Source organism: Streptomyces sp. NPDC006296, from assembly GCF_040613235.1.
GTDB lineage: Bacteria > Actinomycetota > Actinomycetes > Streptomycetales > Streptomycetaceae > Streptomyces.
The window spans coordinates 19,362-43,098 of record NZ_JBEXRT010000052.1 but is presented as its reverse complement, the minus strand read 5'-3'; the positions used below and the strand labels follow the sequence as shown (position 1 = coordinate 43,098).

Sequence of the window (23,737 nt, the reverse complement as noted above, 5' to 3'; positions counted from 1 at the left end):
ACGCCGCCGCCCCAAAAAACCCGCCCCCCCCCCCCCCCCCCCCCCCGCGGCGGGGGGGGGGGGGGGGGGGCCCCCCCCCCCCCCCACGACCCGGACGAAGAGCCTCAGCGGGCTCGCACGTTGCCCCAGTTGTCGGCGCTCCTGCGCTCGTCACGGGAGTGGTTGTCGTGGATGCTCTGCACCAGCTCGCCGCTGTCGCCGAGCAGCAGGGCCATGTTCTTGGTGGCCTGGTCCCACTCCGCCTGGACCCCGCGGTACATCTGCTGGTCGTCACCCTCCCATGAAGCGACGAGCGGCCTGAGCTCGTCCTCCAGGTTGTTGAGGGTGGTGATGATCTGCTGGGTCTGGCCCTTCAGCTCCTCGATCGCGTTGCGGACCGTGGAGTACTGCACATCGATGATGCCGTCAGCCATGACATCTCCTCTCGGATGGCCGGGCGCCGGGGCCCGGGCCGCTCACCGGTCCCGGCCTCCTCCAGGGGGGCCGGCACCGCGGGGGGTGGGTCAGCGCAGCGCTTCGAAGACGCCCTGGCTGGTCTTGCTGTTGAGGACCTCGGTGAGGTCCTGGTTCTCCTTCGCCAGACGGTCGGCGGAGGTCACGTTCTCCTGAAGCGCGTCGACCATCTTGCTGATCTGGACGACAACCTTCTGCGCCTCGCCGTTCCAGCTGCGGAAGAGCTTCAGCAGGGCCTGGCCCTCGTCGCCCCCCACACCCGAACGCGCGGCGATCTGCGCGACGTTGTCCTGGATCTTCTCGACTGCGCTCCGGGCCGACTCCAGGGAGGAGACACCTCCCAAGCCCTTGGCATAGTCCGCTTTCCTTGCGCCAGTGTCCGCCATGTCGCGCTCCCTTCCTACAGGCCTGCCTTGTTGCACCGTTGCCCCGCCGAGGCTAAAGAGAACCTGGCGTTCAGCGCAACGCGTGTGGGGAAGATTTGAGCATAGGCCAGTTCTCAAGAACCCCTGCACGACAACAGAGTTGTTCAAATGTTTCCACGGGATGAACCCGCTGCTCGCCGAGGGCGGGACCGTCCGGGGCCACTCCGCGCCGGTCGGCACGAAACGGCTCGGAAACGGGCACCCATGGAGGGCGAACGGTCACCGGGACAGCCCGATCAGGCGATGTGCGGGCACCCGCGGGATTCCGCGGGCACCGACGCCCGAATATTTGAGCTTTATTTGAGGATCGCCCTCGCGTTCCGTTCACAAGAAGTCGACGGCACCGCGGGGAAGATTTCTCTTTGCCGGTTTTTCCGTTCTTCGGCCGCGTACGCACGGTTCCGTATGGATCACAATGCGGAGTCGGCCGCGCCGACGGCCTCTCCCATTCCGCCCTTCTCGGCCTGGTCCCCCTTCTCGGCCTTGTCCTTCTCCTTGTTCTCGTCCTTCTTCTCGTCCGCGGACTCGGCCGCGCACTGCGGGGCCGTGACACGGGGCTGCGCGGCGCCCGAGGCGGCGGCCGGGTCGAGGTCCGCCCCGGTCGGCAACGCCGCCAGCAGCGGCGCCGGGACGGAGCCGATGTCGCCGGCCGCGTAACCGAGGGCCGCCAGTGCCTCCTTGCCCGGGACGCGGTACTTCACACCGTTCTCCGCCACCAGGTACGTCGTGCCGGCGTGCGCCGCGCCGCTCGCGTTCAGGGCCCGGACCAGGGCACCGCGCCCCGGCCGCACCACGGTGGCGTCGATGCGGACGCAGGCGGGGCTCAGCGGCTGGGCGGTGCCCTCGGCCACCACGACCGGTGCGAGTCCGGTCAGCGGGACCAGTACCGACCTGATCCGGGTGCCGCCGTGGTCGCCGTCCACCTGTGCGCACAGCGCGGTGCCGCGGGGCGCGGGCTGCGGGACCGGCGGGGTGTCCGGCAGGTCCGCCGTACCCGCGGTCGCCGCGTCCTTCGCCCGGTGGGCGCGCAGTGCGTCGGCGCCGACGTCCCGCACCTCGGGCGACTTCCCCTCGTAGGCGTCCTTCTGGGTCGCCGGGTCACCCAGCACCAGGGCGGCGCCGAGCCGGGTCAGCGGCACCAGGCCGTCCTTCTGCAGCAGGTGGTAGGTGCTGCCGCCGCCGGGCACCTGCACGTTGAAGACCTGGCCGATCCGGCTGGGTTCACCGCCGAGCACCGGGCCCTCCTCGCCACGGCCGGGTACGGCGGGCGGCTTGAGGGCGGGGCCGGGGGCCAGCGCGTCCAGGAAGGCCGCCGAGACCGGCATCGGCTCCTCCGAGCCGTAGCCGAGGGCGTTGCGGGCGTCGGACTTCCGGTCCAGCGGGAGCCTGCTGCCGCGCCAGACCAGGTACTCGGTCTTCCCGGGGCCGCGCACGAGCACCCCGCGGCCACCGTTCACGTCCTGGGTGTCCAGCGGCGCCCCGGCGACCACGGTGGTCGCCCCCGGCTCGTCCACCCCGGTGGACCCCACCGCTCCGGTGGTGCTGGGCAGCGCTCCGCCGGGGCCGGTCACGCACACGTGCCAGGCGGCGGCGTCCAGCTCTCCGGCCCCGGGCACGGTGTCCGGGGCGCCCGGGATGCCGGCCGGCGATCCCACCGGGACGTCCCGCAGGGAGGCGGTGGCGACGTCCGCGGTCTCCAGCTCGGACCCGCCGATCAGCCGGGCCGAGGCGTAGTTGCGCACCGGGTGCAGGACGCCGTCGGTGCCGGTCCACAGGTAGCGGGCACCGGTGTCACGGTTGACCACCAGGTGCTCGCCCTTCTGCCAGCCGTCGTTCCCGCCCGGGCGCAGCAGCCCGAAGACCGTGGTGCCCGCACCGACGAGCACGGTCACCAGGACCCCGAAGACGACGCCCCGGGTCGTGCGCCCGAGGGGGCTCTCCGGGGCGTCCGGGTCGGCGGTCAGCAGGCCCGAGCTGAGCCTGCCCATCATGAACGTGTGGGCGTGTACCTGGTCGCGCTTGGACTGCACTGCCTCTCCTCACCAACTTGTTTCCCATGTCACGGCGTGCGGGGGTGCTCAGCCGAACAGACCGCGCAGCCAGCCGAAGAGACCCGCGACCCAGAGGCTGAGCGGCAGCAGCGCCACGGCGAAGAGGGTGTGGGCCAGCTCGGCCGCACGGCCCCAGTACGGCAGCATCCGGCGGCCGGGCACGATCCAGGAGGCGATCACGAGTCCCGCGGCCACCGCGAGGAGCACGGCGAAGACCACCACGCGTCCGTCGCCGCTGTCCACCGCCCAGGCGCGGGCCAGGAGCAGCAGCCCCCAGATCCCGGCCACCGTCAGGGTCAGCCGCTGCCCGATGTGCACCAGGCCGCGGGCGTGCAGGAGGAGGAGCAGGCTCAGGACGACCGCGGTCAGCACCTCGGGCAGGTTGGGGTGCTGGGCGATGACGGTCAGGGCGGCGGCGGCGATCACGCCGGTGGCGGCGAAGAGCGCGGCGACCCAGCGTCCCGCCAGCAGGGTGCGCTCGGCGACCTCGTCACCGGCGTAGGGGTCGATGCCCTCCTGGAGCTGACCGGCCGAGGACGGCAGCGAGGGCATCCTCATCCCGGCGAGCTTGAAGGCGAACGGGGCGACCGTGCCGGCGGCCAGCGTGACCACCGCGGACACCAGGGCCACGGCCGCGGGGGCGCCGAGGCCGGTGTATCCCATCAGAGCTCCGGCCACGGCGGCGGCCACCGAGACGACCGCGGTGGCCAGCAGGGCCGGGGCGCCGACCGCGGTGGCGGCGAGCGCGATGACCGCGCCTCCCGCACCCGCGGCGCCCGCGGCGAGCAGCCGCGCTCCGACGACCTGCGTCGCGTCCGGTCCGGTCACGTCGCCGCCGGGCAGCACCCAGCCGGCGAGCGCCAGGCAGGGGGCGACCAGCAGGCCGAGCGCGGTCGCGGAGAGCCGGTCGCCGACGGCGCGGCTGGCGGATCCCGCACCGGCGAGCAGCAGCAGGCCCGCGACGCCCGCGCAGGCGGCCCGGAGGGATCCGGAGCCGGTCACTCCCGGCCAGAACACCAGGACGAGGGCGGTCGCCACGGTCGCCACGGCGGTGCCCAGGAGCAGGCCGCGGGCCGCGCCGGGGTGCCAGGTGTGCAGCCGGCGGCCCGCGGTGTCGGCGATGCCGTCGACCAGGTCGTCGAGCCGTGCCTCGGGCAACGCCTCGGTGTGCGGGCGCAGGTAGAGCACGGCGCCGTCGGAGAGCCCGGCGCCGGCCAGGGTCGTCTCCTCGTCGAGGGGCGCGTCACCGAGCCGCTGGAGCACCCACCCGGCGTGGTCCAGTCCGGCTTCCTCGGCCTCCTGGCCGACGTAACGCAGCAAGGTGGGCAGCAGATCGGCGACCGGCACGTCGGCGGGCACGGCCAGGTCGACGGTGACGCTCGGCGCACGTACGGTCAGGCGGCACGACTCGGCCACCGCACTGTCGGTCATCAGCTGAACTCTCGGCTTCTGTGGGGGCTTTGACAGGAGGGCCCCTCGTGGAAGAGGGGACGTGCGAACAGTACGGAAGGCCCGTACGGCGGGGAACGGTTGCCGGGCGGGGAAATCATGCCGTCACTCATCGCGACGACCCACCCCGCGTGGACAGTTCGCGTTCCGTGAATGCAGACTACTGCCTACGACCACCGGGTCGTATTGCGGATCGGACTCACTATCCGGTATGCAATTGGCCATCACGGGAGTTACTCCTCCCCTACTGTCCGCCCGAAACATTCACCCGACGTTCACCGCGGCACGCGCGGGACACCGGGGAATCAGCGCGGTGCGGTCTTTCCCAACTACCGGGCGCACCGGTATTCGGTACGGGCCGGAAAGCCGTAAAACGGAGGTTCTGTTCCTTGAGTGTGGTGCTGTTCCGCCGCCCGGCCCGCCGCCGCGGACCGGAGATGCCCGACGGGCAATTGACCCTCCAGGAGCCGCCGGTCCTCGCCGAGACGACCCCGGACACCTCGGCGATCTGGACCTATCTGCCGATGGCGCTGATGTCGGTGTCCATGATGCTGATGTTCCTGCGGCCCGGTGGCGGCAACGGCGTCTTCATGTACCTGGCGATGGGCGTGATGGCGCTCTCCGCCGGCGCCATGCTGCTGGGGCAGCTGATGCGCCGCTCCAGCGAGCGCAAGCAGCGTCTGAAGGGCGAGCGCCGCGACTACCTCCGCTACCTGGCGCAGATCCGCAAGCGGGTCAGGACCACCATCGCGGAGCAGCAGCGGGCCCTGGCCTGGCGCCACCCCGAGCCGCACTCGCTCCGCTCGCTGGCGCGCACCTCCCGGCTCTGGGAGCGCCGCCCGGCCGACGAGGACTTCGGCGAGGTACGTCTCGCGGTCGGCGAGCAGCAGCTCGCCCTCACCCTGGAGCCGGTCTCCACCCGGCCGGTGGAGGACCTCGAACCCCTCTGCGCGCACGCCCTGCGGCGTTTCATCCGCGCCTACTCGACCATCCCCGACCAGCCGCTCGGCCTCTACCTGCGGTCCTCGGCCCGGATCCTGCTGCGCCCCGAGGAGACGCCTGACGAGGGGTCCGTCCAGCCGGCGGCCGCGGCGGGCGAGGAGAGCGGCGGGGCCGCCGGCTCCGACGCCGTGCGCGACCTGGTGCGCGCCGTGCTCGGGCAGCTCGCGGTGTTCCACGCGCCGGAGGAGCTGTGGCTGGCCGTCTGCGTCAGCGACGAGCGGCGGCCCGACTGGGAATGGGTCAAGTGGCTGCCGCACGTGCTGGACCCGCACGAGGAGGACGGTGCCGGCCAGGTGCGCCGGATCACCGCCGACATCTCCGAACTGGACGACCTGCTCGGCCCCGAGTTCGCCGAGCGTCCGGACTTCGACCCGGACGCCCGCCCCGGCCGCGACGAGCCCTACACGGTCGTCGTCCTGGACGGCGTCACGATCCCCGAGGGGCACCGCTGGGAGGGGCACGGCTACCGCAACGCCCTGGCCCTCGACGTCTCCGGGGCGCTCCGCTGGCGTCCCGGCCGCAACACCCTGCGGCTGACCGCCGGTCCCGACCAGGTGAACCTGGTGCGCACGGACCGCAGCCGCAAGGAGCGCACCGTGCCGCTCGGCCGGCCGGACCGGCTCGGCCTGCTCGGGGCGGAGTCCCTGGCCCGGCTGCTGACGTCCCGGCGGATGAGTCTGGGCACCGACATCGCACAGCCGCTGGACTCCGACGTCGAGCTGACGACGCTGCTCGGCATCCCCGACCTGCACCGGCACAACCCGCAGACCCTCTTCGACCGGCACACCGGCTCCGGCCGGCTGCGGGTGCCGATCGCGGTCGGAGTGGACGGCCGCCCGGTCGAGCTCGACATCAAGGAGTCCGCGCAGGGCGGCATGGGCCCGCACGGCATGCTGATCGGCGCCACCGGGTCCGGCAAGAGCGAGCTGCTGCGCACCCTGGTCCTCGGTCTCGCCCTGACCAACTCCTCGGAGACCCTCAACTTCATCCTGGTCGACTTCAAGGGCGGCGCCACCTTCCTCGGCCTGGAGGAGCTCCCGCACACCTCCGCCGTCATCACCAACCTCGCGAGCGAGGTCGCCCTGGTGGAGCGTATGCAGGACGCCCTGCACGGCGAGCTCATCCGCCGCCAGGAGCTGCTGCGCGCCGCGGGGAACTACACGTCCGCCCTGGAGTACGAGCGGGCCCGCGCCGCCGGGACGCCGCTCGCCCCGCTGCCCAGCCTGTTCGTGGTGGTCGACGAGTTCAGCGAGCTGCTCTCCGCGCACCGTGAGTTCATGGACCTGTTCGTGATGATCGGCCGGCTGGGCCGCTCCCTCGGGGTGCACCTGCTGCTCGCCTCGCAGCGCCTGGACGAGGGGCGCATGCACCAGCTGGAGAGCCACCTCTCCTACCGCATCGGTCTGCGGACCTTCTCCGCGATGGAGAGCCGCGGCGTGCTCGGCGTACCGGACGCCTACGAGCTGCCGGCCCAGCCGGGCAGCGGCTATCTGAAGTCCGGTGTGGAGGCGCTGACCCGGTTCCGCGCCGCCTACTCCTCCGGGACGTACCGGCGCCGTACGGGCGCGGTGGTGCAGGCCCGGGTGGCCAGCCAGGTGGTGCCGTGGACGAGTGGCTGGGTGGTGCCGCGCATCGTGGAACCCGCGGCCCTGCCGGAGCCGGAGACGGAGGAGACCGGTGACGAGGAGGCCCTGCTGGACGTGGCCCTCGACCGGCTGCGCGGCACCGGTCTGGCCGCGCACCAGGTGTGGCTGCCCCCGCTGAACGAGCCCTCGCCGCTGGACGCCCTGCTGCCCGGCATCGCCCCCGATCCGGAGCGCGGCCTCAGCGCCGCCGGCTGGCCCGGTACCGGCAAGCTGCAGGTGCCGGTCGGTCTCGTGGACAAGCCGTTCGAGCAGCGCCGCGACCCGCTGGTCGTGGACCTCTCCGGGGCCGGCGGCCACATCGCCGTCGCCGGTGGCTCGCAGAGCGGCAAGTCCACGGTCACCCGCACCCTGATCACCGCGCTCGCGCTCACCCACACACCGGCCGAGATCCAGTTCTACTGCCTGGACTTCGGTGGCGGCGGGCTCTCGCAGCTGGCGGCGCTGCCGCACGTCGGCGGCGTCGCGGCGCGGCTCAACCCGGAGCGGGTGCACCGGGCCGTCGCCGAGGTCATGACGCTGCTCGCCCGCCGTGAGCAGTTCTTCGTGGACCACACCCTGGACTCCATGCAGTCCTACCGCCGCCGGCGTGCCGCCGGGGAGTTCCCGGACGAGCCCTTCGGCGACGTGTTCATGGTGGTCGACGGCTGGTCGACGGTCCGCCAGGACTACGACGACCTGATCCCGAAGTTCAACGAACTCGCCGCCCGCGGCCTGAACTACGGCATCCACCTGCTCATCACCACCACCCGCTGGGTGGAGTTGTCCGCCCAGGTCCGTGACCAGGCCGCCACCCGTCTGGAACTGCGGATGGGTGACCCGATGGACTCCGAGATCGACACCCGCAAGGCCCGCTCGGTGCCGCGCACCGGGGGCCGGGGCATCACCGCCGACAGCAAGATGCACTTCCTGGCCGGTCTGCCCCGGCTGGACGGCAGCGGCTCCCTCGACGACCTCGGCGAGGGCGTCGCCCACCTGGTGGCCGAGGTGTCCCGGCACTGGACCGGTCCGTCCGCCCCGCAGGTGCGGATGCTGCCGCACCGCCTCCCGGTCGCCGAACTCCCCGCCCCCGAGAGCACCGAGGGCGGCGGCATGCGCCTCGCGCTCGGCATCGACCAGGAGTCCCTGGAGCCGGTCTGGCACGACTTCAGCCGGACGCCGCACCTGATCGCGGTCGGCGATACGGAGAGCGGCAAGACCAACCTGCTGCGCCTGATCGCCAAGGGGATCACCGAGCGCTACTCCCCGGCCGAGGCGAAGATCATCGCGGTGGACTACCGCCGTACGCTGGTCGACGCCGTGCCGGAGGAGTACCGCATCGGGCACGTGATCTCCCTGGACAACCTGAAGGACACCGTCGACGGTGCGGCCCGCGCCCTGAAGACCCGGGTGCCCGGCGCGGACATCGCCCCCGCCCGGATGCGCCGGTGCGACTGGTGGACGGGCCCGCGTCTGTTCATCCTGATCGACGACTACGACATGGTGTCCGGGAACTCCTTCCAGAGTCCCTTCGAGCCGCTCTTCGAGAGCCTGACCCTCGGTTACGAGATGGGCCTGCACCTGGTCGTCGCCCGCAGCGCGATGGGTGCGGGGCGCGGCCTGAGCGACGCTCTCGTCCGCCGTCTGGACGAGGCCAACAACCCGGCCGTGCTGCTGTCCTGCCCGCCCACCGAGGGCAGGCTGTTCGGCAACGCGAAGCCCCTCAACCTCCCGCCCGGCCGGGCCCTGCACATCGCCCGCCGCAAGCCGCGCCTGATGCAGACGGCGCTGGTCGAGGAGGTCCAGGGAGAGTAGGACCGGACACCGGCACCGCACGACGACGCCCTCCCGGAAGGTTCCGGGAGGGCGTCGTCGTGCGGTGCCAGGTCGGGCGGCGTCAGTTCACTCCGGCATCGCCGCAGGGGCCGGACCCGTCGCGGCCGCGCCCGCCGGACGCCAGCCCCGGGCGCGGGCCCGGGTGAAGGCGAAGCCCGCCCACAGGACGGCGAGGACGGACGCCGAGCCGAGGAGGACGAAGAGGGTGGCCCGGCCGGTGGCACGGTCGGCGGAGGCCGTGTCACGGACGGTCACGGGCTCCGCGGCGCGCCCGGCGCCCGGGGCCGAACCGGGCTCGCCGAGCACCGTGGTGACGGCGGCGTAGGGGTCGAGCTGAGGGATGTCGGCCGGGTAGGCGGTGGCCGTCAGACGGCGGGCCACGTCGTCGGGGGCCTCGCCCGGATAGGCGGCGTGGACCGCGGCGGCGGCCCCGGCGGCGTAGGCGGTGGCCACCGAGGCGCCGGCGCCGAGGTAGTGGCCGTCGCCCCGGGGGCCTCCGGAGACCACCCCGGCGCCGGGGGCGACCAGGTCGATGCCGTCGGTGGGCAGGGCGCGGTCGGGCCGGACCCCGGCGGGGAGCATGTCGCCGACCGAGAGGACACCGGGTTCGCCCGCCGGCCAGTAGGTGCGGGCCGGGATCTCGTCGGTGCCGGTCCGCGGCGGGTCCGGGGTCGCCGCGGCCACGACCACCGCGCCCGCCTCACGGGCCGCGGCCACCGCGCGGGACAGTGCCGCGTCGCGGCGGGGCAGGGCCACCGCCACGGCGATCACGTCGGCGCGGGCCGTCGTCGCCGCCTTCACCGCCTCCGTGACCAGCGCGGCGTCCGCCTGGCCTCGCTCGTCGGTGCCGCGCAGGGCCAGGACCTTCGCGTTCGGGGCGACTCCGGCCAGCCGCGTGTTGCCGCCGCCGTCCCCGGCGATCAGCCCGGCCAGGAAGGTGCCGTGCCCGACGCAGTCCTCACCGGCGGCGCCCTGCGCCGTGACCCGGCCCTTGAGCCCGGCGGCGCCGGTGGCGGCACCGGTGTCGACGAGCGCGACGGTCGTGCCCTCACCGGTGCTGTGCCCGTGCAGCCGGTCCAGGTCGAGGCGCTGGCGGGACCAGTCCTGCTTCTTCGCCTTCTCCCGGGAGGCCGGGGTGCAGGTCAGCTGTTCGTTCCCCGGGTCCAGCGACGAGGGCATGGCGGGCAGTTCCTGGCCCTTCTCCCCGTCGGCCATGGGCAGGAGCGGAGGCGCCGCCTGCGCGGGTACGGCGGCGGGCAGCAGCAGGGCGGCGGCGATCCCGGCGCCGGACAGCAGGCGGGCGGTGCCGCGGGCGGGCGGTTTCATCGGGGTGCCACCTTCGGTGCGGCGGCCGTGACGTCCTCGGGACGCAGGATGCGCAGGTCGTCCAGGGTGGGCGAGGCGAGCGAGCTGAGCCGCCCCGCCTGCCGGGTGACCATCGACTCGACCACCTGGCGGGCCAGTCGGGCGTTGCCGAAGGACCGGTCCCGGGTCAGGGAGTCGAAGTACTCCTTGAGCAGCGGTCCGGTGCCGGGGCCGCACTCGTAGCCCATGCTGGAGGCCTGGGCGCGCACGATGGTGACCAGCTCCTCGGAGGAGTAGTCGGCGAAGGCGATCCGGCGCGGGAAGCGGGAGGCCAGGCCGGGGTTGGAGGCGAGGAAGCGTTCCATCTCGTCGGTGTAGCCGGCGACGATGACGACGACCTCGTCGCGGTGGTCCTCCATCAGCTTCAGCAGGGTGTCCACCGCCTCCTGGCCGAAGTCCGCGCCACCGCCGCGCGGGGTGAGGGTGTACGCCTCGTCGATGAACAGCACGCCGCCGCGGGCCCGTTCGAAGACCTCGCGGGTGAGCTGGGCGGTGTGGCCGATGTAGCGGCCGACCAGGTCGGCGCGGGCCGCCTCGACCAGCTGGCCCCGTTCGAGGATGCCGAGCTGGGTCAGGACCTCTCCGTAGAGGCGGGCGACGGTGGTCTTGCCGGTCCCGGGCGGGCCGGTGAAGACCAGGTGGTTGCTGAGCGAGGGGACCGGCAGCCCGGCCGCGGCCCGGTGCCGGGCCGTGGTGATCAGGTTGACCAGGTCCGCCACGTCGCGCTTGACCTCGGCCAGACCGATCATGTCGCCCAGGCGGGTCAGCGGGTCGTCGTCCGGTACGGCCGTCTCGCCGGCCTTGGCGGCGGCGGTGACGGAGACGTCCTCGGGCAGCAGCAGCCGCAGGTCGTGCTCACCGACCTGTGCCTGGGTGGAGAGCCTGACCGCCTGCCGGTCGACCATCTCCTCGAACACCCCGCGGGCCGCACGGCCGTTGCCGAAGCCCTCGTCCCGGGGCATGGCGGTGAAGTGCGCGGCCAGTGCCGCGTCGGTGCCCTCGCCCAGCTCGTACTGGTGCTGGGCGCACATGCTCTCCATGATCGCCACGAGATCGGGGACCGAGTAGTTCTCGAACTCCACGGTCCGCGAGAAACGCGAGGCGAGACCCGGGTTGGAGCCGAGGAAGGAGTCCATCTCACGGGAGTAGCCGGCCGCCACGACGACCACGTCGTCGCGGTGGTCCTCCATCAGCTTCAGCAGGGTGTCCACGGCCTCGCGGCCGAAGTCGGCGCCGCCGTTGCCGCTGTCCGCGGTGAGCGTGTACGCCTCGTCGATGAACAGGACGCCGCCGAGCGCCCGCTGGAAGGTCTCGGTGGTCTTGATCGCCGTACCACCGACGATCTGTGCGACCAGGTCGGCCCGGGAGACCTCCACGAGGTGCCCGCTGCGCAGCGATCCCAGCTCGGCCAGGATCGCACCGTAGAGACGGGCCACGGTGGTCTTACCGGTGCCCGGGGGGCCGGCGAAGATCAGATGTCTGCTCATCGGCGGAGCGGACATGCCGAGCTGTTCACGGCGCTGGGCGAGCTGGGTCAGGTTGACCAGGGTGCCGACCTGCTGCTTGACGTTCTCCAGGCCGATCAGCGCGTTGAGGGCGCCGAGCGGGCCGTCCGCGCGGTCCGGCGGGGGTGCGTCCGCTGCACCGGAACCGGCCGGGTCGGTGTTCTCGGCGCTGCCGGTGCCCCAGGCGTCCCGTTTGCCGTTGCCGACGCTGTGGAGGCCCTCCACGGCGAGCCGTTCGCCGGGTGCGGTCTGCACCAGGCCACCGCCCTCGTTCTCCCGGGCGATGCAGTTGACCAGCGAGACCGGTGCGGTGGACTCCACCCGGAAGCCGTCCTCGGCCCCGCCGGTGGCCTCGCAGCCGCTGAGCGAGGCGAGCGCGCCCTCGCGGAGCAGGAAGCCGTGGCTCTTGGGGGCGTGCACGGCGGTGCGGTTGGCGGTCAGTTCGCCGCCCGCGTCCACCACGACGCCCTCCTCGCCGGACATCTCCACGCGGAAGTCGCGGACGGTGACGTTGCCGCCGTCCTCGACGACCAGACCGCTGGTGACGGTGTCGGAGACCCCGCCGCCGGCGAGGTACAGGGTGCTGCCGGAGGCGACGCGGACCCCCGCGCCCTTGGGCCGCACGATCTCGCAGTCCTCGGCCCGGCCACGGGCCTCCCTGGCCGCCGAGATACCGTCACCGGCGGGCTCCACCAGACGGGCGCGGCGCAGCAGCGGGTTGGCGCCGGCGAGCACCGAGACCGCGGGGGATCCGCCGATGACCTCCAGCCGGTCCAGCTCGGGCGCGGAGTCCTCCTCCAGGAGCAGCCCCGCCCCGTCGCAGTCGCGGACCGTCAGTCCGGTGAGGGCCGGGGAGGCGGATCCGGCCACCCGGACCGCCGCGCCCTGCGCGCCGTCCACCCAGCAGTCCTCGAAGGTGCCGCGCGCCCGGTCGGTGACCAGCACGCCGTTGCCGCGGGAGCGTGAGACGCGGCAGCGGCGCAGCACGGGGTCGGTGCCCGCGGCCAGCGTGATCCCGTTCCCGGAGGCGCCGGTGACGCGGACGTCCTCCAGCGTCGTACGGCCGCCGCTGCTCAGGTGCACGCCGTTGCTGGTGTCGTGCACCACGGTGCGGACGACCGTGACGGAGCAGTTCTCCTCCAGGGCGATGGAGGGCTTGTCGGTGGAGGAGATGTCGCAGTCCTCGACGCTGCCGCGGGACTCGCCGTTGGCGAGGAGGCCGTTCCCCCGGGCGCCGCGCACCGTGCAGTCGCGGACGCGTGCCTCGCCCTGCTCCGCGAGGACCAGGCCACTGGTGCCCAGGTGCTCGAAGGTGCAGGACTCCACGGTGGTGGGGGCGTTCGAGGTCACCACGATGCCGGCGCCCTGCGGGTTGCTCACCCGGCAGTCGCGCAGCGCGAGGGAGCCCGTCCCTCCGGCGAGCATCGCGGTCCAGGCGGCGCCGACGACCTCGCAGCCGTCGAGCGCGGCCTGGCCGCGCCGTACGTCCACGGCCGGCAGCTCGGCGTCGCCACCGCGCAGGGTCAGCTCGGAGAGCATCACGGCGTCGGCGCGCAGCGCGATGACGCTGCCCGACCGCGGCCGGATCTCCACCGTGCCCCGCCCTTCGGCGGCCGTGAGGGTGACCCGGGTGTGGATCACGAGGTTCTCGGCGTACGTCCCGGGCCGGACGCTGATGAGCGCACCGGTACGGGCAGCAGCGAGTGCCTCACCGATCGTCCGGTAGCGGTCCCGGCTATCGGGGCCGACCGACAGTACCTGGCGCGACACGCACCAACCTCCTTGCTACGCCAACATCTTCAGCGAGCGTCCCCCACGTGGCCGGGGACGCGTGTCGGGGAGCCGACGGTGCCATCATGCCTCGCCCCGGGACCTGCGTGTTCCGGGAGCGGTGCTCCAGGTGCCGAATGACTCGGTCAGGTGCTCCACTTCTGGGCGGGGTTGCCCGAGCACCTCAGCAGTTGCAGGGCTGCTCCGTTGTTCCGGTTCGCGCCCGCGATGTCGACGCACATGCCGACGACGGTGTTCACCAGGTCGTGACTTCCGTTCAGGGCGAACTTCTGGGCGTCGTTGCCGTTGCACCAGGCGAGCTGGATGACGGTGCCGTCGCTGAAGTTGGCGCCGGCCACGTCCAGGCACTTGTCCTGGATGCGGATGGTGCCGTCGGACGCGAACCGCCACTTCTGCGCGGGGGCGCCGTTGCAGTCCCAGACGTGCAGCGCCTTGCCGTCGCTGAAGTCGTGGTTGGGGACGTCGATGCACCGGCCCGAGAGGTGGCTGCGGAAGGAGACGGGACCGCTGAAGGTGACCGCCGGAGCGCCCGCCTTCTTCTTGTTCGCGGCCGGCTTCTTCTCGGTGCTCTTCTTCTCGGACGCGGCGGGCTTGTCGTCGTCCTTCTCGGACTTCTCGTCCTTCTTCTCCGGTTCCGGTTCCGGCTCCGCCTTCGGGGCCTGCTCGACCGGCTTCGCGGCCTTCGCGGAGGAGTCCGGGCCCTTCGTGCCGTCGCCCGGGCCGGCGTTCTCGGTCGGGGTCACCGCGAACTCTCCGGGGGCGTCCTGCTCGCTGCCGGTGAGGACGGTCCCGGCCGCCGCGGCGGGCCGGTCGCGGTCCTCGTCGTCGTCCGTGGCCAGGACCAGGAAGGGCACCGAGACGAGCAGGACCCCCGCGATCGCGGCTCCGGCCAGCACGGCCTTGCCCGGCCGGCCGACCGGGCCGGTCTGCTGGGGCCGGCCGATCGCGGTGGCGGTCATGGTGCGCACGAGCGAGGGCAGCCGGCTCTGCGCGACGGCGGTGGCGGAGTCGGGGTCGGTCTCGGACCGGGTGCCGGAAGCGGCACCGGTCGCGGACTCGCCGTCGGGCTCGGCCGCCGGGCCCGTCCTGGTCCCCTCCGGGGCCTCGCCGGACTTCGCCACAGGCTCGGCCTGCGGCTCCGCCGGGCCTGCCGCAGCCGCGGTACCCGTGCCGGACGGGGCGGACTTCGCACCGGCCCCGGACGGGGCGGGCTCGGACGTGGGGGTCTTCGCGGCGGGCCCGGACGGGGCGGGCTTCGCCTCCGGCGTGGGCTCGGCGAGGCCGGCCGCGGCCGTCTCCTCGCTCTCGGGACCGGACTCCGCGCGAGCCCGCGGGGAGGCGGGGGGTTGCTGAGCCGAACGCGTCACGGGGTTCTCCCTGTGGTGTGGGGCCAGGGGTCGGATGGGGTGTCGGCCCGGTCCGCGGACGGGTCCGCGGCCGGAGCGCCGGCACGGAGCTCCGTGCCGGAGGGGTCCACGTCCGCCTCCCGGGCGGGCACCTTCCCGTCGTCCGCCGGGCGTTCGGGGCCGAGCAGGCTGTCCGCCGGGACGAGCAGGGGTGCCGCCGCGGCGGCGTTGACCATCAGCAGCGTTCCGGGACCGTCGAGCGAACGGGCCAGTTCCGCCGCGGGCAGTGTGTCATGACGAAGTGCCGAGGACATGAACATGTGTGCCGGTGAGGTGAACAACAGGACCACAGGTTCTCCGTCCCGTCCGGCGGCCGTGAGCGGTCCGCCGTCGGGTCCGCGGACCACGGTGACGTCCGCCTCGGCGAGTGCCGCGAGCGCCGCCTCCACCGTGCCGTACCCGGTGGCGGCCCGTTGCGCCGCCGCGTCCACCGGGTCGGTGGGCTCCGGCCAGCCGAGTGTCCGCGCCGAGGGACGGTACGCGGGGTTGGCGCGGTACTCCCCCACGCCGCCGTCGTCGTCCGACTGCCACTCGCCCAGGACCGCCCACTCCGGCGGGGTCCGCTCCTCGGCCCACTCCGGGTCCACCACCCCGATCCAGTGCCCCGGCGCCCGGCGGGCAGCGGTCCTGACGGCCTCGGGTATCTCCGGCTGTTCGGCGGCCCCGCCGTCCGCGACGGCGGGCGGCGGCAGGTCGGCGGCCGGACCGGAGACGCCCGGACCGGTGGGCAGGGCGCCCTGCCCGTCCTCTTGACGCTCTCCGGGCCGCATTTCCACCTGAACTCTTGGGTCCGTACGAATCCTTGGGTGCCGGACGGCGACAACGCGCGCCGACACCGATCAAACCTAGTCAACAGGATGTCATACCGGTCCCATCCGTGGGCCTCGGGCACAGGTCCGTATCGGACGCTCGCATGCCCGTATGGTGCCCGAACAGGGAACCTAACGGGAGTAGTCGGGCGCGGGGGGACGAACTGACGCGGGCATTCGGGGCGATGAGGCGGACTCCGTCCCGCGACGGGCTACGTTGTGTATCCCTCGGCCACGTCGGCGCACGGGCCCCACCGGCCGTCCCCGTCCCCACAGGGCCCCGGCCGGTGCCGCGGGGACCGCTCGGCGTTCATCCGGTCCGGTCACTGCCCCACGACAGGTTCCGCCCCGATGAGGAGTAACCCCATGTCCCCCCGACACCCCGACTCCGGAACGCAGGCGGCAGCAGCCGCTCCCGACGCACAGGCGCCCGAGGCACCGCAGCCGCCCTCCGGGCAGACCGGGGCCGAGCGGGGCCCGGAGGCCGCCCCCGAGGCGCGGCAGGCCCCGGAGACCACCCCCGCACCGGAGCCGGAGAGCGCGCCCCGGCCGGAGCCGGACGCGGACACCGTCGCCGCGGCGAAGTCCGGGGCCGGCGCCGCGTCCGCGGACGAGCGGTCCACCGCCGCGACCGTGACCAACGGGGCGGCCACCGCGGTCGCGACGGCCGCCGTCGCGGCGCCGGACGCCAAGACGCGCACCGGGGTCGACGGCGGACGGCCCAGCGCCCCCATGCTGGCGGGGGCCGCCTTCCTCGGCGCCGCCCTGATCGCCATACCCGTGCTGCTGGTCGGGAGCGCGGACGACGACCGGGGTGACGACACCCCCCGGAAGACGGTCGCGGGGAGCGCGGACACCGTGCTGAACCCGAACTCCGGCCCCGCGGCCGTCGGGGACTACGTGGCCGGGACGCCCAGCCCCTCCCCGAGCAAGGAGGTGAAGAAGGTCGAGGCGCCGAGGACCACGGCCCCGCAGCCCGTCGCGCCCGCACCGCGGCCCGAGCCGAGCAGCAGCCCCTCGAAGAAGCCCAAGCCCAAGGCGGCCCCGAAGCCGGACTGGACGACCGTGGCCGTCTCCGCGCCCAGCGTCCTGGAGGTCAACCAGGCCTGGACGACCAACCGCATCCGCATGATCATGCAGGCCGACGGCAACCTCGTGGTGCTCAACGAGGAGGGCAAACCGATCTGGGCGGCCATGACGTTCGGCCCGAACCACCGGGCGATCTTCCAGCCGGACGGCAACCTGGTCATCCACAACGGCGACGACCGCCCCATCTGGGCGTCGAAGACCCACGACCACCCCGGCGCCCAGCTGGTCCTCCGGGCCGACGCCAAGGTGGTCGTCGTGGACGGCGGCAACGTGGTCTGGTCGACCTGACACGGGTCGTGACGCGCCCTCCGGCGGCCGGCCCCCGTGCCGCCGGACCGGCGACCCGGAGCGGCCGTTCCCGCGCCCGATCTTGACACCGGCTTCCACGAGTGGTGGTTTAGACCACTCCACCACCTGAATGTGATGGTCCGGTTCCGTGGAGGTGCAGTGTCCGCTATGCCTGAACGCCATCCGTACGGTCTCCCCCGTGTCCCCCGGCTCCCGCTGCTCGGAGCGGCGGCCCTGCTCGCCCTCGGCACGCTCGCGGCCCCCGCCCAGGCGGCCGGCGAGCACCCGGCGGGCCGGCCGGCAGCCGGTTCGGCCGCCCCGCCCGCGGCCCTGCCCGTCGTCACCCCGACCCCGCAGCAGATGAAGTCCCAGGGCCGGGACCTGCGCGTCCCCGACCGGGTGCGGCTCGTGCTCGGCGACGACGTCGACGCCGCGAGCGCCGACGTCATCAGGAAGGCGCTGGCCTCGGCCGGGGCCCGTCACATCGACACCGGCCCGGCCGGACCGCGCTCCCCCCGGGCGAAGCTGACCGTCGTGGCCGGCTCCGTCGAGGACCGGGCGGTGGCCGCGGCCCTGCGCTCCGCCGGCGGCAGCGTGCCCGGCACCCTCGTCGCGGAGGGCTACTCCCTCGCCTCCCGCGGCGACACCGTCGTCCTCGCGGGCAACGACGGGGACGGCGTCTACTACGCCGCCCAGACACTGCGGCAGCTGGTGACCGGCAGGCACACCCTGGCCGCCGTCTCGGTCACCGACCACCCGTCCATGCCCCTGCGCGGCAGCATCGAGGGCTTCTACGGCGCGCCCTGGTCGCACGCCGACCGGCTGGACCAGCTCGCCTTCTACGGGGACATCAAGGCCAACACCTACATCTACACCCCGAAGGACGACGCCTACCTCAGGGAGGAGTGGCGCGAGCCCTATCCCGCCGACAAGCTGGCCGAGCTGCGGGAGCTGATCGAGCAGGCGACCTCCCACCACGTCGGCTTCACCTACGCCCTCTCCCCCGGCCTGTCCGTCTGCTACAGCGACCCCGGCGACGTGAGCGCCCTGAAGGCGAAGCTGGGCACCCTCTACGACCAGGGGGCCCGCAGCTTCTACGTGGCGCTGGACGACATCAGCTACACCCGGTGGAACTGCGACGGCGACGAGGAGACCTACGGCGCACCGGGCAGGGGCAGCGCGGGGCGGGCCCAGGCCGACCTGCTCAACGCCGTGCAGCGCGACTTCGTCGACACCCACCCGGACGCCGAGCCCCTGCAGTTCGTGCCCACGGAGTACTCCGACACCGCCGACTCCGCCTACAAGTCCGTGCTGCGCGAGCAGCTGGACCCGAAGGTGGTCGTGCAGTGGACGGGCACCGACGTCGTGCCGCCCTCGATCAGCGTGGCGGACGCCGAGGCCGCCTCGGCGGTGTGGGGACGCAAGGTGTTCCTCTGGGACAACTACCCGGTCAACGACTACGGGCAGACGACCGGCCGGCTGCTGATGGCCCCGTACGACAAGCGGGAGGCCGGGCTGCACAAGGCGCTGAGCGGCATCGTGCTCAACCCGATGAACCAGGCGGCGGCGAGCAAGGTGGCGCTCTTCGGGGGCGCCTCGTTCGCCTGGAACGACGAGGACTACGACGCCGGGCGCACCTGGCGCGCGGCGGCCGGCTACCTGGCCGGCGGTGACCCCAGGACCACCCGGGCGCTGCTCGCGTTCTTCGACACGCAGCACCTCGCGCCGACCTTCGGCGAGACCGAGTGGCAGCCGCAGGCACCCGAACTGGCCGCGCGGCTGGCGGACTTCACCGAGGCCTGGTCGAGCGGCGACCGCGCCCGCCGGCAGGCGGCGCTGCGCGGGCTCGGCGCCTACGCCGACGTCCTGGCCGGGGCTCCCGAGCAGATCCGCGCCGGTGTGAAGGACCCGGCCTTCCTGGCGCAGACCGAGCCGTGGCTGGACGCCCTCGACGCCTGGGGCGGCTCGCTGGACGCCACCCTGGACGGGCTGCGGGACCGGCTGCACGGCGGTGACGGGCAGGCGGACTTCGCCGAGGCCGCGGCGCTGGCGGAGCGGGCGTCCGCGTACACCACCATCCCGGGCACCACCCGGCCGCAGGGCCGGATCAAGGTGGCGGACGGGGTGCTGGACACGTTCATCACGCGGGCGCCGTCGATGTGACGTGGCCCGGGCACCGGGACCGGTGTCCGGCCACGACGGCGGAGGCCGGCCGGGCGGGGCGGAGGACCGCCGCGCCCGGCCGGGCCCGGGTCAGCGCTGGAACCGGTCGTCGTCCATGCCGGCCATGAGCGCCTGGTGGCTGCGACGCACGTGTTCGCGCATCACGCGTTCCGCCCCGTCCCCGTCCTTGGCGCGGATGAGGTCGAGCACGTGGTGGTGCTCGTGGTCGGACTCGCTGAGCCGGCCCGGCTGCGCCAGGGACGTACGGACCAGGCGCGCGTAGGCCAGCTGGTTCATCAGGGTGCGGTAGTGGGCCTGGAGCTTCGAGTTGTCGGCGCCCACGACGATCAGGTCGTGGAACTCGTGCACCAGCTCCTCGTAGCGCTCGGAGTCACCCGCGCGGACGGCCGCGTCGGCCGCCCGCATGGTGGCGTCGAGCTGCTCCACCTCGGGGACGTTGCCCCGCAGGGCGAGCAGCCGGGCGGCGGCGCCCTCGAACAGCTCCTTCATCTGGAACAGTTCGGTGATCTCCCGGCGCGACGGGACGGCGACGAACGTGCCGACCCGGGGGCGCACCTCCACCAGGCCCTCGATCTGCAACTGCTTCAGGGCCTCGCGGATGGGGGTGCGGCTGACGCCGAAGGTCTGCGAGAGGGCCATCTCGGAGAGGCTGGAGCGGGGCGGCAGCTCACCACTGATGATCATCTGGCGCAGCTCTTCGGCGACCTTGGCCTGCATGCTGGTCTGCTGCAACGACGTCCTCTTCGACCGAGTGGGTTCTTGCATGGCACATGAACCTAGTGGGAGGGGCGGCGACCCGTCAATCGCGCGTTCGTACCCCTTCTGCCATACAAGAAAGGGGGAGCGGATCTCTCCGGAACACGGGCTCGCCTCCGCCGCGGGGCGAGCCCTCTCCCACGCGTCCCTCACCGGAAGGCGGGGACGACCTCCTTGATGAAGCGTTCGAGCGAGGCGCGCTTCTCCTCGTGCGGGAGGCTGTTGTCGATCCAGAAGCTGTACTCGTCGACGCCGAGCTCCTCGTAGGCCCGCAGCCGCTCGACGACCTCGGCGGGGGTCCCGATCATGGCGGTGCCGCGCAGGGCCTCGGGGGCGAACTCGGGCCGGTCGGCGAACTTCTCCTCCGGGCTGGGGTCGAGGAAGCCGTCGGAGGGGGTGGCCTTGTTGCCGAACCAGGCGTCGAAGGTCCGGTAGAACCGGTTGATCGCCTCGGCGGCCGGCCGCCAGCCCTCCGGGTCCTCGGGGGCGTGGACATGGGTGTGGCGCAGGACCATCAGGTCGGGGCGGGGCACCTCGGGGTGGTTCGCCACCGCGGTGTCGAACTTGGCCTTGAGGGCGGCGACCTCCTCGTCGCCCTTCATCAGCGGGGTGACCATGACGTTGCAGCCCTGGGCGACGGCGAAGTCGTGCGAGGCGGGGTCGCGGGCGGCGATCCACATCGGCGGGGTGGGCTGCTGCACCGGCTTGGGCACACTGGTGGAGGTGGGGAACTTCCAGATCTCGCCGTCGTGGGCGTAGTCGCCCTGCCAGAGCTTGCGGACGGCGGGGACCAGTTCGCGCAGGTGCTTGCCGCCGTCGGCCGCGGCCAGCCCGTCCGCCAGCCGGTCGAACTCGATCTGGTAGGCGCCCCGGGCGAGGCCGACCTCCATGCGCCCGTTGCTGATGACGTCGAGCAGCGCGGTCTCCCCCGCGGCCCGGAGCGGGTGCCAGAAGGGCGCGATGATGGTCCCGGCACCCAGGCGGACGGTCGTGGTCTTCGCCGCGAGGTGCGCGAGGATCGGCATCGGGCTGGGCGAGATGGTGTACTCCATCGCGTGGTGCTCGCCGACCCACACGGTGCCGAACCCCCCGGCCTCGGCCATCAGGGCCAGCTCGGTGAGGTTCTCGAAGAGCTCCCGGTGGCTGGTCTCCTCGTCCCAGCGCTCCATGTGCACGAACAGCGAAAACCTCATGTCAGCTCCTTGTCTGTGGTGGCTGCGGCGGGGTGACCGGAATCGGTGCCGCCGCGTCCCGCGTCCGCGGCGGCGGTCCCGTCCGCGGGCAGGGACCGCATCTCGGCGATGGTCGTGTCGCCGGTGGCCCAGTGGGTGAGGGGTACTTCGTGGACGGTGACGCGGATGTGCTCCGGCCGGGTGTCCACGCTGCGCAGCACGGCTGCGTGGAGCTCGTGCAGCAGGGTGCGGATCTGCCGCGGGGTGCGGCCCTCGGCGATCGTGACGGAGATCTGCGGCATCTCAGCTCCGCATCGTGAAGGGGTCGGACACGGGCTCCTCGCTCGTGTTGATCCAGACGCTCTTGACGCGGGTGTACTCCTTGATCGCCTCGGTGCCGTGCTCCACCCCGACACCGCTGGTCTTGAAGCCCTGGCGCGGGGACATCGGGGACATGGCGCGGTAGGTGTTGACCCAGACGGTCCCGGCGTCCAGGCGTGCGGCGACCCGGTGGGCCCGGGCGAGGCCGGTGGTCCAGACGCCCGCCGCGAGGCCGTACTCCGTGTCGTTGGCCAGCCGGACGGCCTCCTCCTCGGTGTCGAAGGGCATGACGGCCACGACCGGGCCGAAGATCTCCTCGCGGACCACCCGCATGCTGTTGTCGACGTCCACCAGGACGGTGGGCTCGTAGAAGTAGCCGCCGAGCCCGCCGTCGGTGGCCGCGCCGCCGGTCAGAACCCGGGCGCCTTCGCTGCGGCCGAGGTCGACGTAGCCGGCCACCTTGTCGCGCTGGGCCTCGAAGGCGAGCGGGCCGAGCTCGGTCGCCTCGTCGAGCGGGTCGCCGATGCGGATGGACCTGGCCCGTTCGCAGACGCGCTCCAGCAGCTCGTCGTAGACGGAGCGATGGGCGAAGACCCGGCTTCCCGCGATGCAGGTCTGTCCGGCGGCGGCGAAGACGCCGGCGACGACGCCCATGGCCGCGTTCGCCACGTCCGCGTCCTCGAAGACGATGTGGGGTGACTTCCCGCCGAGTTCGAGGGTCGAGCCGATGAAGCGGCTCGCGGTGGCCGCGGCGATGCGCGAGCCGGTGGCGGTGGACCCGGTGAACGAGATCTTGGCCAGGCCCGGATGGTCGACCAGGGCCTGTCCCGCCTCGGGCCCGAAGCCGGTGACGACGTTCACCACGCCGGGCGGGAAGCCCGCCTCCAGGGCCAGCTCGGCGAGGCGGAGTCCGGTGGCCGAGGTGTGTTCGGAGGGTTTGACCACCACGGTGTTGCCGACGCACAGCGCGGGAGCGAGCTTGCTGGTGGTCAGCGTCAGCGGGGAGTTCCAGGGCGTGATCGCGCCGACGACGCCGAGGGGTTCGCGGGCCGTGTAGTTCAGGACGCTGCGGTCCGAGGTGGGGATGGTCGAGCCGTGGATCTTGTCGGCCAGCCCGGCGTAGTAGTGGTAGTACTCCGGCAGCGTGGTCAGCTGGCCGCGCATCTCCCGGAGCAGCTTGCCGTTGTCCCGGGATTCCATCAGGGCGAGCTCGTCGGCGTTCTCGGCGATCAGGTCGCCGAGACGGCGCAGCAGGTGGCCGCGCCGGGTCTGGCTCATGTCGCGCCAGCGCGGGTCGTCGAAGGCCTCCCGGGCGGCGGTGACGGCCAGGTCGACGTCGGCGGCGGTGCCCCGCGCGGCCCGGTACAGCCTGCGGCGGGTCGCCGGGTCGGTGCTGTCGAAGTACTCGCCCCCGGCCGGCTCCACCCACCTGCCGCCGATGAAGTGGCCCCGGACGGGGAGTTGTTCCGTGGGTTCAGACATGTGCGTTCTCTCCGATGAACGTGGTGAGTGCCCCGGCGAACTCCTCCGGGCGCTCGACGGGCAGCATGTGCCGCGCCCCGGGGACGACCAGCGCGCGGCACGAGGGCAGCGCCGCGGCCAGCCGGTGCGTCATCCCGGGGGTCGAGCCGGGATCGTCCTGACCGGTGAGGGCCAGCGAGGGCACGGTGATCTCCCCGAGGTGCGGGGCCAGTTCGGCGTCCGCGGTGGCGAACACCCGGTAGCAGCCGAGGAAGGACCCGATGTCGTTGGCGTACAGGGTGGCCCGGGTCCGGCTCATCGATGCGGCCGGTACACCGGTCCCCGCGTACCAGCGTTCCAGGGACGCCTCGGCGGACGCCGCGAAGTCGGCCTCCGCCGTGCGCAACCGGGCGTGGACCGAGGCCCGTTCCTCCGGCGTCCGGCGGCACACCGAGCTGACGGAGGTGAGCGTGCGCACGAGGTCCGGCCGGTGCAGCGCCAGGTGCTGGGCCACCAGCGCGCCCAGCGAGAACCCGACGAGGTGGGAGCCGGCCGGGATACCGTCGGCGACCCCGTCGGCCAGGTCGCCGAGGGCCACCCCGTCGGCCACCGGCGGGCGGGCGCCGTGGCCCGGCAGGTCGGGGGTGAGCACGGTGAAGCGGTCGGCGAGGCGCGCGGCCACGGGCTCCCACATCGTGCGGTCGAGCCCCACGCCGTGCAGCAGTACGAGGGTCGGCCTGCTCATGGGCGGC

At 73.3% G+C, this 23,737-nt stretch carries 16 protein-coding genes; 3 read left to right on the top strand and 13 right to left on the bottom strand.

The features are described from left to right. Window positions 1-104: 104 nt before the first annotated feature. The 4 genes from ABZ172_RS27075 to eccD form a co-directional block, all read right to left on the bottom strand. Entirely contained in the window at window positions 105-413 is a 309-nt protein-coding gene (locus tag ABZ172_RS27075) for a WXG100 family type VII secretion target (protein ID WP_356887431.1), read from the bottom strand. A 90-nt stretch (window positions 414-503) separates the two neighbouring features. Next, on the bottom strand, window positions 504-839 hold the full coding sequence (locus ABZ172_RS27070) for a hypothetical protein (RefSeq protein WP_356887429.1): 336 nt from the start codon (window positions 837-839) through the stop codon (window positions 504-506). 449 nt (window positions 840-1,288) lie between these two features. Beyond that, the gene (eccB, locus tag ABZ172_RS27065; RefSeq protein ID WP_356887427.1) at window positions 1,289-2,908 is read right to left on the bottom strand and encodes a type VII secretion protein EccB; all 1,620 of its coding nucleotides are present in this window, start codon (window positions 2,906-2,908) and stop codon (window positions 1,289-1,291) included. Between the two features lie 48 nt (window positions 2,909-2,956). Further along, complete coding sequence (gene eccD, locus ABZ172_RS27060) at window positions 2,957-4,360, bottom strand: type VII secretion integral membrane protein EccD (protein WP_356887425.1); 1,404 nt, start codon at window positions 4,358-4,360, stop codon at window positions 2,957-2,959. Between the two features lie 407 nt (window positions 4,361-4,767). Here eccD and eccCa point away from each other — a divergent pair, with 407 nt between their 5' ends. Further along, the gene (eccCa, locus tag ABZ172_RS27055; protein WP_356887423.1) at window positions 4,768-8,817 is read left to right on the top strand and encodes a type VII secretion protein EccCa; all 4,050 of its coding nucleotides are present in this window, start codon (window positions 4,768-4,770) and stop codon (window positions 8,815-8,817) included. Between the two features lie 87 nt (window positions 8,818-8,904). On the opposite strand, the gene ABZ172_RS27050 is transcribed toward eccCa, so the two are convergent. From ABZ172_RS27050 to ABZ172_RS27035, 4 genes are all read right to left on the bottom strand, one after another. Beyond that, window positions 8,905-10,164, bottom strand: coding sequence for a S8 family serine peptidase (locus ABZ172_RS27050; protein ID WP_356887421.1), 1,260 nt, complete (start codon window positions 10,162-10,164; stop codon window positions 8,905-8,907). Next, complete coding sequence (locus tag ABZ172_RS27045; RefSeq protein ID WP_356887419.1) at window positions 10,161-13,478, bottom strand: right-handed parallel beta-helix repeat-containing protein; 3,318 nt, start codon at window positions 13,476-13,478, stop codon at window positions 10,161-10,163. The genes ABZ172_RS27050 and ABZ172_RS27045 overlap by 4 nt, the downstream gene beginning before the upstream one ends. Window positions 13,479-13,624: 146 nt before the next feature. Further along, window positions 13,625-14,866, bottom strand: coding sequence for a ricin-type beta-trefoil lectin domain protein (locus tag ABZ172_RS27040; protein WP_356887417.1), 1,242 nt, complete (start codon window positions 14,864-14,866; stop codon window positions 13,625-13,627). Beyond that, a complete protein-coding gene (locus tag ABZ172_RS27035; RefSeq protein WP_356887415.1) occupies window positions 14,863-15,675 on the bottom strand; it encodes a type VII secretion system-associated protein in 813 nt (270 codons plus the stop codon). Before ABZ172_RS27035 ends, ABZ172_RS27040 begins: the two co-directional genes overlap by 4 nt. Before the next feature lie 405 nt (window positions 15,676-16,080). Between ABZ172_RS27035 and ABZ172_RS27030 the strand changes: the two genes are divergently transcribed. Both ABZ172_RS27030 and ABZ172_RS27025 read left to right on the top strand, forming a co-directional pair. After that, on the top strand, window positions 16,081-17,091 hold the full coding sequence (locus ABZ172_RS27030; RefSeq protein ID WP_356887413.1) for a mannose-binding protein: 1,011 nt from the start codon (window positions 16,081-16,083) through the stop codon (window positions 17,089-17,091). A 168-nt stretch (window positions 17,092-17,259) separates the two neighbouring features. Next, window positions 17,260-19,254: a beta-N-acetylglucosaminidase domain-containing protein gene (locus ABZ172_RS27025; RefSeq protein ID WP_356887411.1), complete on the top strand. Its 1,995-nt coding sequence runs from the start codon at window positions 17,260-17,262 to the stop codon at window positions 19,252-19,254. Window positions 19,255-19,344: 90 nt separating this feature from the next. Here the strand turns inward: ABZ172_RS27025 and ABZ172_RS27020 are convergent, their stop codons facing one another. The 5 genes from ABZ172_RS27020 to ABZ172_RS27000 all read right to left on the bottom strand — a co-directional run bounded on the left by ABZ172_RS27020 (window position 19,345) and on the right by ABZ172_RS27000 (window position 23,730). After that, the gene (locus tag ABZ172_RS27020; protein WP_356887409.1) at window positions 19,345-20,040 is read right to left on the bottom strand and encodes a GntR family transcriptional regulator; all 696 of its coding nucleotides are present in this window, start codon (window positions 20,038-20,040) and stop codon (window positions 19,345-19,347) included. Window positions 20,041-20,180: 140 nt separating this feature from the next. Beyond that, a complete protein-coding gene (locus ABZ172_RS27015) occupies window positions 20,181-21,224 on the bottom strand; it encodes an LLM class flavin-dependent oxidoreductase (protein WP_356887407.1) in 1,044 nt (347 codons plus the stop codon). Further along, entirely contained in the window at window positions 21,221-21,505 is a 285-nt protein-coding gene (locus ABZ172_RS27010) for a tautomerase family protein (protein ID WP_356887405.1), read from the bottom strand. The genes ABZ172_RS27015 and ABZ172_RS27010 overlap by 4 nt, the downstream gene beginning before the upstream one ends. Window position 21,506: 1 nt before the next feature. Beyond that, window positions 21,507-23,006, bottom strand: a complete 1,500-nt coding sequence (locus ABZ172_RS27005) for an aldehyde dehydrogenase (protein WP_356887403.1) — start codon at window positions 23,004-23,006, stop codon at window positions 21,507-21,509. After that, on the bottom strand, window positions 22,999-23,730 hold the full coding sequence (locus ABZ172_RS27000) for an alpha/beta fold hydrolase (protein ID WP_356887401.1): 732 nt from the start codon (window positions 23,728-23,730) through the stop codon (window positions 22,999-23,001). The genes ABZ172_RS27005 and ABZ172_RS27000 overlap by 8 nt, the downstream gene beginning before the upstream one ends. Window positions 23,731-23,737: the final 7 nt, after the last annotated feature.

Excerpts from the sequence above, each read along its gene's own strand:
- ABZ172_RS27075 (WP_356887431.1), bottom strand. The coding sequence starts at position 413 with ATGGCTGACGGCATCATCGATGTGCAGTACTCCACGGTCCGCAACGCG.
- ABZ172_RS27070 (WP_356887429.1), bottom strand. The coding sequence starts at position 839 with ATGGCGGACACTGGCGCAAGGAAAGCGGACTATGCCAAGGGCTTGGGA.
- eccD (WP_356887425.1), bottom strand. The coding sequence starts at position 4,360 with ATGACCGACAGTGCGGTGGCCGAGTCGTGCCGCCTGACCGTACGTGCG.
- ABZ172_RS27050 (WP_356887421.1), bottom strand. The coding sequence starts at position 10,164 with ATGAAACCGCCCGCCCGCGGCACCGCCCGCCTGCTGTCCGGCGCCGGG.
- ABZ172_RS27035 (WP_356887415.1), bottom strand. The coding sequence starts at position 15,675 with ATGCGGCCCGGAGAGCGTCAAGAGGACGGGCAGGGCGCCCTGCCCACC.
- ABZ172_RS27030 (WP_356887413.1), top strand. The coding sequence starts at position 16,081 with ATGTCCCCCCGACACCCCGACTCCGGAACGCAGGCGGCAGCAGCCGCT.
- ABZ172_RS27025 (WP_356887411.1), top strand. The coding sequence starts at position 17,260 with ATGCCTGAACGCCATCCGTACGGTCTCCCCCGTGTCCCCCGGCTCCCG.
- ABZ172_RS27020 (WP_356887409.1), bottom strand. The coding sequence starts at position 20,040 with ATGCAAGAACCCACTCGGTCGAAGAGGACGTCGTTGCAGCAGACCAGC.
- ABZ172_RS27015 (WP_356887407.1), bottom strand. The coding sequence starts at position 21,224 with ATGAGGTTTTCGCTGTTCGTGCACATGGAGCGCTGGGACGAGGAGACC.
- ABZ172_RS27010 (WP_356887405.1), bottom strand. The coding sequence starts at position 21,505 with ATGCCGCAGATCTCCGTCACGATCGCCGAGGGCCGCACCCCGCGGCAG.
- ABZ172_RS27005 (WP_356887403.1), bottom strand. The coding sequence starts at position 23,006 with ATGTCTGAACCCACGGAACAACTCCCCGTCCGGGGCCACTTCATCGGC.
- ABZ172_RS27000 (WP_356887401.1), bottom strand. The coding sequence starts at position 23,730 with ATGAGCAGGCCGACCCTCGTACTGCTGCACGGCGTGGGGCTCGACCGC.